We start from the raw sequence: 8,955 nt of genomic DNA on the forward strand, positions 1-8,955 counted from the left end.
GCCGCCACCGGTGCAACCGCCGGTCACTCAACCTGCATCCTATGGAAATCCCCCCATGCAGCCGCCACCGGTGCAACCGCCAGCGATCGCCAACGACCTCAATGCCCGCATCCTTACCTCAGCACTCGAACTGCGAGATATGTCTAGTGCCGAGGGTCCCGATGGCGGCGTGAATGCCTGTGGTTGGATGATGAATAAAGTGTTGGAGAACGCTGGCATTCAATCCATTGGGGAAAATCCTAACTACGTTCCTGCAGTACTGAGTGCGCTGCAACAGGGGCGGGGACAACAGGTATCCAAAGAAACCGCAAAAGCCGGGGATTTGGTGATTGCCGCTGGAGAAGCTCATATTGGGGTTGGGCTGACCGATGGCTGTAGTCGAGTTCTCTCCAACTCTTCTGGTAGCGCTTCTTTTTCGTGGGAAAGCGATGCAGATTTTGATGGTTGGTACGAGCAATACGGTGGCGCGAGTGTCATTTACCGTCTGCTGCAATGAGCGCAGACGGTAAGAATTCGGCAGCGTCCAAGCGCGGAACTCAACAACACCCCATCCATTAAAAATTGATACACGACTAACCTTCGCGAACATATCGCCATGGCTAAGAAGAAAACCTACGAACAATACTTGCGTGCAGAACTTGGAGATTTGGTCGAACAGTTACAATTACCTTCTTTGTACAAACAGTCTCTCAAACAGCGTTGGATCGATCAGGTGGTATGGGCCGATAAAAAAGCCGGTCAATCCCGCAAGTGGCATTATCGGTTGCGCCTGACGACGATTATCGGTGGGGTGATTCTGCCGGCTTTGGTGGGGTTGAACATGCAACTCAAAGAGGAACTCCCCGAATGGTTTCCCTACGTTCCCTTTTTCATGAGTCAGGTGATTGCCGTCAGTGCGGCCCTCGAAGAGTTTCATCGTTATGGCGATCGCTGGCGGGATTATCGAAAAATGGCAGAAGAACTCAAAGGGGAGGGCTGGCAATACCTACAATTAACCGGTTCCTACGAAAGCCTACTCAACCACATGGAGGGTTATGCCACTTTTGCCAACCGGGTGGAAAGTGTGATCAAAGACGATGTGAAAAACTACGTTGCCGCGTTGCAGCAGCAGCAAACCGCAGAAAACGAGCAAATCAAACAAATCCTCAAGTCAGCCAACGCCGTAGCTGAGGATGAAAAACTGTTTGCCAGACCCAAGCCCCCCCCACCTCCTCAACCGTTTCCGGTTGCCCCGGCTGCACCTGTGGCTCGGGCAGCTCTTCCGGCTGCGGGGGCTGCGGGTATGCTCCGCGTTCGTCAGGATACGGACTTCACTCTCGCTCCCCAACCAGCGCAGTCTCTGCCGGATAACTATAAGATTCGGATCGGCAATGGCAATACGTTCGGCTTGCAGTCCTATGTCAATGCAGGCAATAATTTCGGTCAAGTGACCCTCGTTCGAGGACTAGGTCCCGAAAATCGCAATGTCTGGTTTGTCTGGGCACCTCATGTCGAAGTTCTCGGCAGTAACGGGTATGCAACGGCTCCGGCGATGTACCCCAATGCCATGAATCCCAATGCAACGGCTCCGGCGATGGGCGCAGCTCCCAACGGCTTCCAAACTTCCAGCATGGGTGTAGCTCCTCCTACCGCCACGGCTCCAATGATGGGCGCAGCTCCCAATAGTTTGCCCACTCCGACGATGGGCATAGCTCCTCCTGCTCCCCCCGCTCCGGCGATGGGCACAGCTCCCAACGGCTTCCAAACTTCCAGCATGGGTGTAGCTCCTCCGGCTCCGGCTCCGGCTCCAGCCCCAGCTCCGGCCCCAGCTCCAGCCCCAGCTCCAGCAAGTAATGGTGAGATAAAACTTGCCGTTCCCCATTTCTCGCAACGAGACAATGAGATAGATCCCTATAGAACCTGCAACACGTCCAGTTGTGCCATGGTGGCAAAGTACCTGGGTGCTAATATTACCGGGGATGATGATTTCTATCAGCAGTATGTCGTTAAGTATGGCGATACCACCGATCATGGTGTCCAAACCCAAGCACTCGTAGATGTGGGGATTAAATCTACTTGGAATACTAATCTCGGTCTTGAGGATCTCGACGAGTCCCTTGCTAGTGGACTGCCGATCGTGATTGGTATCCTGCATCACGGACCTCTTGAAGCACCGTCTGGTGGCGGACATATGATTGTCGTTATCGGTCGCACTGCGAACGGCGATTACATTGTCAACGATCCCTACGGCGACTTGTTAGACGGTTATGCGACGGAAGAGGGTGGCGGATTGACCTATCCCCGCAATGTCATCGAGTCCCGGTGGACGGTAGGGGGTCCAAAAGACGGCTGGGGGAGGCTTTTCTACGATAACCCCATACCGGGTTTGCCGGCCCGAACTGCACCGGCTCAAACGGCAACGATGGCATCAGCCCCACCCCAACCCCAAATGGGAGTGGCTTTTGCGGCGACTGCACCGGGTACGGCGACGACCGGGCAATACATCACGGTCGAGCAACTGATTCAGATCGCTCCGAATGCCGATGCCAATCGCCTGCGGGAACTCACCCCCGGTCTTAATGAAACCTTCGATCGCTTCCAAATCAATACGCCTCTGCGGATCTGTCATTTCATTGCCCAAGTTGCCCACGAGTCCGACAGTTTCAACGCCATGGAAGAATATGCTTCCGGCGAAGACTACGAAGGACGGGATGACCTGGGCAACACTCAACCGGGCGATGGTGTCCGATTTAAGGGACGCGGATTAATTCAACTGACCGGACGGGCAAACTACGAAAAATTTTCTCAGGCGATGAATCTGGATTTTGTGTCTCAATCTGAGATGGTGGCACAAGCTCCCTATGCCGTGATTGCGGCTGGCTGGTTCTGGGATAACAATAAACTGAATCCGGATGCCGATAAAGATGACGTCGAAACGGTCACCCGAGTCATTAACGGTGGTCTCAATGGCTTTGACGATCGCTGTCGCTATTTGCAAGCCGCAAAGTCAGTATTCGGGATTTGAGAAACCCCTTGCCACGGAAAATTTGTGGGGCGATCGCCGGGTCATCTGAATGGAAGAGAAAACCATTTCTCTTCTATCTTGTTGAGGGAAAAAATGTCACTGTGAAAATTGCAGTGCTTCACCCCGCACCTCTGTGTGCAACTGCCCCTTTTCGTAGGCGACTTTCCCCCCAACGACCGTCACCACGGGCCATCCCGTCAGATTCCACCCTTCAAAGGGACTCCAGCCACATTTGGTCGATAAATTCTTGGCTTCCACCGGACGATAATTTTCTAGATCGACCAAGATTAAATCCGCATCGTAACCTGGGGAGATGACCCCTTTATTGGGAATTTGATACGCTTTTGCTACTGCCGTTGACATCCAGTTCGACACTTGGGCGATCGTACAACGACCTTGCATTGCCTGAGTGAGCATCAACGGTAAGGAGGTTTCTACCCCTGGCATTCCCGAGGGAGTATTGGGATAGGTTTTCCCTTTTTCTTCGAGGGTATGGGGGGCGTGATCCGTGGCGATGAAGTCGATGACCCCATCGAGTAGCGCCTGCCACAGCACTTCGTTATTTTCGGGCGATCGCAAGGGGGGATTCATCTGCGCTTTGGTCCCCAAGGTGGCATACGCCTCGGTATTGAGCAGTAAATGTTGGGGGGTTACTTCTGCGGTGACCCATTCCGGCTTATCTTGACGCAAAAACTGGGCTTCTTCTCCGGTGGAGAGGTGCAAAATATGCAACCGCCGCCGATACTTCTTCGACAATCGCAACGCCAACTGAGTCGCCATCAGCGCCGCTGTACTATCCTGAATTTGGGAATGCACCGCTGGGTCGGTTTGTCCGGCAAATTCCTCGCGGCGCTGTTCGATGCGGGCTTGGTCTTCGGCATGGACGGCAATTAGGCGATCGCCCTGTGAAAAAATGGCATCGAGAGCTTCTTCTTCCCCCACCCACAGCGGTCCTTTCATCGACCCCATAAAAATTTTAATCCCGCAGGCGGGCTTAGCCGTTCGCAAATCCGGGAGATTGTCTGCCGTCGCCCCGATAAAAAAGCCGTAATTGACCAAACATTTACTCGCCGCGCGCTGCAACTTATCGTCGAGTACCGCCTGGGTAATGGTGGGCGGCCGGGTGTTGGGCATCTCTAGAAACGAGGTGACACCGCCTTTGGCACAGGCGCAACTGGCGGTAAATAAGTCTTCTTTATGTTCGAGTCCCGGTTCGCGAAAATGCACCTGGGGATCGATAACCCCCGGCAACAATGTCAATCCGGCAGCGTCTATTTCTCGAACCTCTTCATCTGAGGCGATCGAAATTTCGGGTTCCACTCGCTCGATTTTGCCCTGTGCGAGTAGAACGTCCCCCACGAGAAATTCTCCGTCAGGCATCAAGATGCGGGCGCGGCGAACGAGCAGAGGCTCAGGAATAGGTGTAGAAGATGACATAAACGTTCCGATCGGGGTTTGATGCTTGCGAGTATACTAGAGGACAAATACTAGAGTCGAATTTTTATCGTTTCGTAATTCTTTCTCTCCTGACGCTATATGACCCAGCAGCCCGATCGCATTTCCGAGTCAGATCCCCAATCGGAAGCCGCTCGAATCTCGGCCAACTCTCATCCAGTTGAAGAAAATACCTGGCTGGAGATTTTAAAAACTTTGGGGCTTAGTGCGGTTCTCGCGTTCGGCATTCGGACGTTTGTGGCTGAAGCACGCTACATTCCCACGGGTTCGATGCTGCCCACGCTGCAAATTAACGATCGGCTGATGATCGATAAAATCGGCTATCGTTTCTCCGATATCCAACGCGGTGATATCGTCGTGTTCAAACCGACGGTTCAACTTCAGCAAGAGGGTTTTAAGGAAGCATTTATCAAGCGTATCATCGGGCTTCCGGGAGACAAAATCGAGATCGTCGACGGACGGGTTTACGCTAATGGAGAATTCCTCGACGAACCCTATGTCGCCCACGCTTCCGATCCGACTTGGGATGAAGTTCCAGGACTCTCTCGGGGAACCCGCGTTGATGTGTGCCGCACGAATCCTCCTTATTTCACTCAAAAGCAAAGAGGGGATACGGAAGTTTGGGAAGCAGTGGTTCCAGCGGATTCTTATTTGGTGATGGGGGACAATCGCAATAATAGCTACGACAGTCGTTGCTGGGGAGTCGTGGAGCGCAATGAAACGATCGGTCGGGCGGTGGTGCGGTTCTGGCCGATTCAGCGAGTTGGAGGCATCGATCGCCCCTCTTACTTAACAGAATCAAAATAATGTGGGTCGAGAAAGAAAAAAATTGTTAAGGCGATAAAATTCGATCGCGAACGAAAAGTGCCGTTGGCATCGGATGCGCGATCGGATTTTAAACTGGCTTTTGAACTGATGAAAACAGCAATATCCGCAGACACCGGGGGGCAGCGCCTCGATCGCTTCTTAGCCGATCGATTGGCAGACGTGTCGCGATCGCGCATCCAACAACTCATCGATGGCGGACGGGTGCGCCTCAACGATCGCATCTGCACCTCGAAAAAGATTGCCGTCCAACCGGGAGATCGGCTCGAAGTGGAAATCCCGCCCCCTCAATCCCTGGAACTCGAACCCCTCGATTTGCCCTTAGATATCCTCTACGAAGACGACCAGATGGCAATCGTTAACAAACCTGCAGGACTGGTGGTGCATCCCGCACCGGGACACGAGAACGATACCCTCGTCAACGCGCTGTTGGCTCATTGCGATACCCTGGCCGGAATTGGGGGCGTGCGTCGTCCGGGCATCGTCCACCGATTGGACAAAGATACCACCGGGGCGATCGCGATCGCCAAAACCGATCTCGCCCACGAACACCTCCAAGCCCAACTCAAAACCAAAACCGCCCGCCGGGAGTACCTGGGTGTGGTTTACGGCGCACCGAGCAGCGAATCCGGCACCATCGAGCAGCCCATCGGTCGCCACCGGGTCGATCGCAAAAAAATGGCGATCGTCTCCGAAGATCGCGGCGGACGCTACGCCCGCACCCACTGGCAAATCCAGGAACGTTTGGGAAACTATACCCTAATGCAGTTCCGCCTCGATACCGGGCGCACCCATCAAATTCGAGTTCACAGCGCCCATCTCGGACATCCGATCGTCGGCGATCGGGTTTATAGCTCTGGAAAATCCCTGGGAGTCAATCTTCCCGGTCAAGCTCTGCACGCCTGGAAACTGACCCTGCAACATCCCCTCTCGGGGGAAACCATTGAAGCGAAGGCACCCCTACCCGAAGCGTTTGCAAAATTGCTAAATATTCTGCGCCTTCGCCAAAAATATCCCTAAACACAAAGGTGAGTCCAATAAAAAGGAGATCGTCTGCGGGCGATCGCCTCTCTATCGAACTCACCATCTCAGGCAATTAGAACCCTGGGAAGCTAACAATTTTCCCGGCTTCTACTTGCCGATGTACTGCTCGGCTTAGCCGCGACGGGGCACCATGTTCATGTAATTCATGGTTTGAGTCTGTACCCGTCCGGTATTGCTCGGTTGAGCGTTGACGGAACGAGCCATATTCATATATAGCTCGGGGCTGCCAGCTTTGGGCTGCTTCTCTTGGGGCGTGTAGCGGCGAATCTGATTCTGCCATACCGCTTGGGGGAAGCCCAAAATAGAACGGTGATATTCCCCGTAACGAGGTGTCTTCAGATTAAACGGCGTTTCACCGGTAGCGCGCTGGGGCAAATTCCGCCGCCGCTGATACGGGACGATCGTGTCACCGTAGTTTTCCAAGTACTCGTCGCTGTTGAGTAGCATATCAATGAAGCCTTGGATGCCTTCGTTGACAATTACGATCGACCAAGCAATTTTTTCGCGCTCGCTATACACGTCGCGACCCAACACCCGCTGCACGCAAATTTCGACAAAGCGATAGTTGCTATTGGTTTCAAAATTGTACCGCCGGAACGGGTCCGATAGCACCAGACCTCGGATGAACTCGCGCACGGTCAGACGACCGTCTTTGAGCTGGGATTCTAAAAACTTTTGACGATTGCTCTTAAGAATTTGGTGTTCGCTAAAAATTTGGCGATAAGCAGCCCAAATCAGTTCATCCCAAGTTCCACCCGCAGGTAAATTCTCTGCATCGTAGATTTTAGGCTGTTCTTCGGTCGGAACTTCATAGCCGTTGACCCGCACGTTCTGACTGACGGGTGTGTAATTTAGTAAAGGAATTGCCACGTTAATTTCTCCGTAATCTTTTCCTGAAAACTTTAGCGTTTTGAATGATAAACGCCTGGTGCAACTTTTCCAATTGTCTTTTCCCCTCAAGGGTAAGCTCGGCGCTTCGCGCCACTGGAGATGCTAGAAATCTCAACCTCTATCTCAAGGCTCGATCTTCCCGGCAAAGTTACACGTGCGTACCCTCTGCGCGATCGCGCAAACTAACCTTCAGATTAGGGGATTGCGTTAATACTTATCTCATTTTTATGAGCGAAAGTAACAATCTGTAATAATGCTCGTCAATATTTCGCAATATTTCGTAATGCGATCGCCTTCACTTCGAGCGCTAATCGGAATCGTCATTTCGAGGAACCCGACAGACTTTCCCGTGCTGATAAAGTACGCGGTTTGTGAAGCCGGAGTCTAACCCGATCTAAGGCTTGGGGATTAAGTTGGGGTCGCGCGACGAAGAAAGAATTTTCCGTTGAGTCGCGAGAGTGTCATCTAGTCAACAGCTCTGTCGAAACGGTGACCTAGCAAGGGAATGCCCGAGGGCAGCCTGGGAAAAAATCCCCCCTTAAAGCTAAATTGACAGACTACTACTCAATTCCCTCAAAAACCAGACAACTGCCGTCTGGAGTAACCTTAAACCCAAACAGAGGAGATGCTTGATTCCAGCATTGCTGTCCCCGACAGTGAATGCAGTTGGCACAACAGGGCAGATCGAAGGGAATGGGACGATCTCGGCTTTGGTGAATGAGTTCTCGTTGGGGAATGCCTCGCAGCACCAGTTCGTCCCCTTGCCAGCGCGTTTCGATCAGGCCTGTATCGGCAAAATTGGGCCATCGCGGATCGGTCGTAATCGACTCTGGTAAGGTAATGGTGACGGCGCGATCGAACTCCGTTAACTCCCCTTCGTAGTGGGTTTCAGACTGTTCCACCTTGACGAATTTCTCCCGCACCGGCAATTCAACGAGGAGACCGTTCGCCGGACAGTGGACTTGGTAGCGGTTTCGCAGTTCTTCTAAATTTGTCAGATCGGCCAGATAGGTGGGAGACCCGTGAACGAAAACAATGTGTTGGGGGCGAATGTTGTGAATGGCTTGAGTGGTTCCGGAACTATCGCAATGTTCGCTGAGGACGTAGGTTTCGATTTGGATGTTGTCTGGAGGTTGCCAGTCCCAGGTTTCTAGCGGGAGGGGACAACCGGGATGCTGCTGGCACAATACCAACCAAGAACCGGATTCCGAGTGCGTATATTGGCGGATATCGGCAGTTTCTGGGGCTAATACGATCGACGGGGTATTGCCAAGCATCCATCGATGGTCATCGACTAGCCGTCGCATCCGAGGACGAATGCGATCGTCCCAAAATAAGGGTTGGTGGCGGGCAAAGTTTTGGACGGCAATGGGTAATTGCGGCAGAATATCGAGATAGGCATCGCATCCGGCAGCAACTGTACCATCTACCCAAATATCGATGTCCCGCCCGGTAAAGTGATGGTGGGAACGCAACAGCATTAGCAGTTCTTGTGCCAATCCTAGAGGGGGGACGGGCAGCAAAATCGACTCGCCATCGCCGATGGCTCGATCGATGCGTTCGGCAAGTTGGTTCTCTTGGGTGCGCCGTCGGGGATATCGGGCGGTTCCGTAACTGCCCTCGACAAACAGCACGTCGGGGGAGGAACCTCGCAATTCTTCTAAGGGCAATCCTTCCACCAGACGGGAGTTGGAAAGTAAAAAATCTCCCGTGTAGGTGAGGGTATAAGTTAGCGT

The 8,955-nt window shown here is 53.0% G+C and carries 7 protein-coding genes; 4 read left to right on the forward strand and 3 right to left on the reverse strand.

Annotated elements, in window-relative coordinates; translation table 11 throughout:
- Positions 1-496 (forward strand): hypothetical protein (locus IQ235_RS11140; RefSeq protein WP_264321536.1); only part of this gene is annotated, 496 nt, incomplete at its 5' end.
- Between the two features lie 99 nt (positions 497-595).
- Entirely contained in the window at positions 596-3,004 is a 2,409-nt protein-coding gene (locus IQ235_RS11145) for a DUF4231 domain-containing protein (protein WP_264321537.1), read from the forward strand.
- A gap of 96 nt (positions 3,005-3,100) precedes the next feature.
- Here the strand turns inward: IQ235_RS11145 and IQ235_RS11150 are convergent, their stop codons facing one another.
- Positions 3,101-4,441, reverse strand: a complete 1,341-nt coding sequence (locus tag IQ235_RS11150) for a dihydroorotase (protein ID WP_264321538.1) — start codon at positions 4,439-4,441, stop codon at positions 3,101-3,103.
- 99 nt (positions 4,442-4,540) lie between these two features.
- Here IQ235_RS11150 and lepB point away from each other — a divergent pair, with 99 nt between their 5' ends.
- Complete coding sequence (lepB, locus tag IQ235_RS11155) at positions 4,541-5,266, forward strand: signal peptidase I (RefSeq protein WP_264321539.1); 726 nt, start codon at positions 4,541-4,543, stop codon at positions 5,264-5,266.
- A gap of 108 nt (positions 5,267-5,374) precedes the next feature.
- Positions 5,375-6,304, forward strand: a complete 930-nt coding sequence (locus tag IQ235_RS11160) for an RluA family pseudouridine synthase (RefSeq protein ID WP_264321542.1) — start codon at positions 5,375-5,377, stop codon at positions 6,302-6,304.
- Between the two features lie 135 nt (positions 6,305-6,439).
- Here IQ235_RS11160 and IQ235_RS11165 read toward each other — a convergent pair whose 3' ends face one another.
- A complete protein-coding gene (locus tag IQ235_RS11165; protein ID WP_264321540.1) occupies positions 6,440-7,198 on the reverse strand; it encodes a phycobilisome rod-core linker polypeptide in 759 nt (252 codons plus the stop codon).
- A gap of 581 nt (positions 7,199-7,779) precedes the next feature.
- On the reverse strand, positions 7,780-8,955 hold a 1,176-nt coding region (locus tag IQ235_RS11170), incomplete at its 5' end, for an MBL fold metallo-hydrolase (RefSeq protein ID WP_264321541.1).

This window comes from Zarconia navalis LEGE 11467 (assembly GCF_015207075.1).
GTDB lineage: Bacteria > Cyanobacteriota > Cyanobacteriia > Cyanobacteriales > Geitlerinemataceae > Zarconia > Zarconia navalis.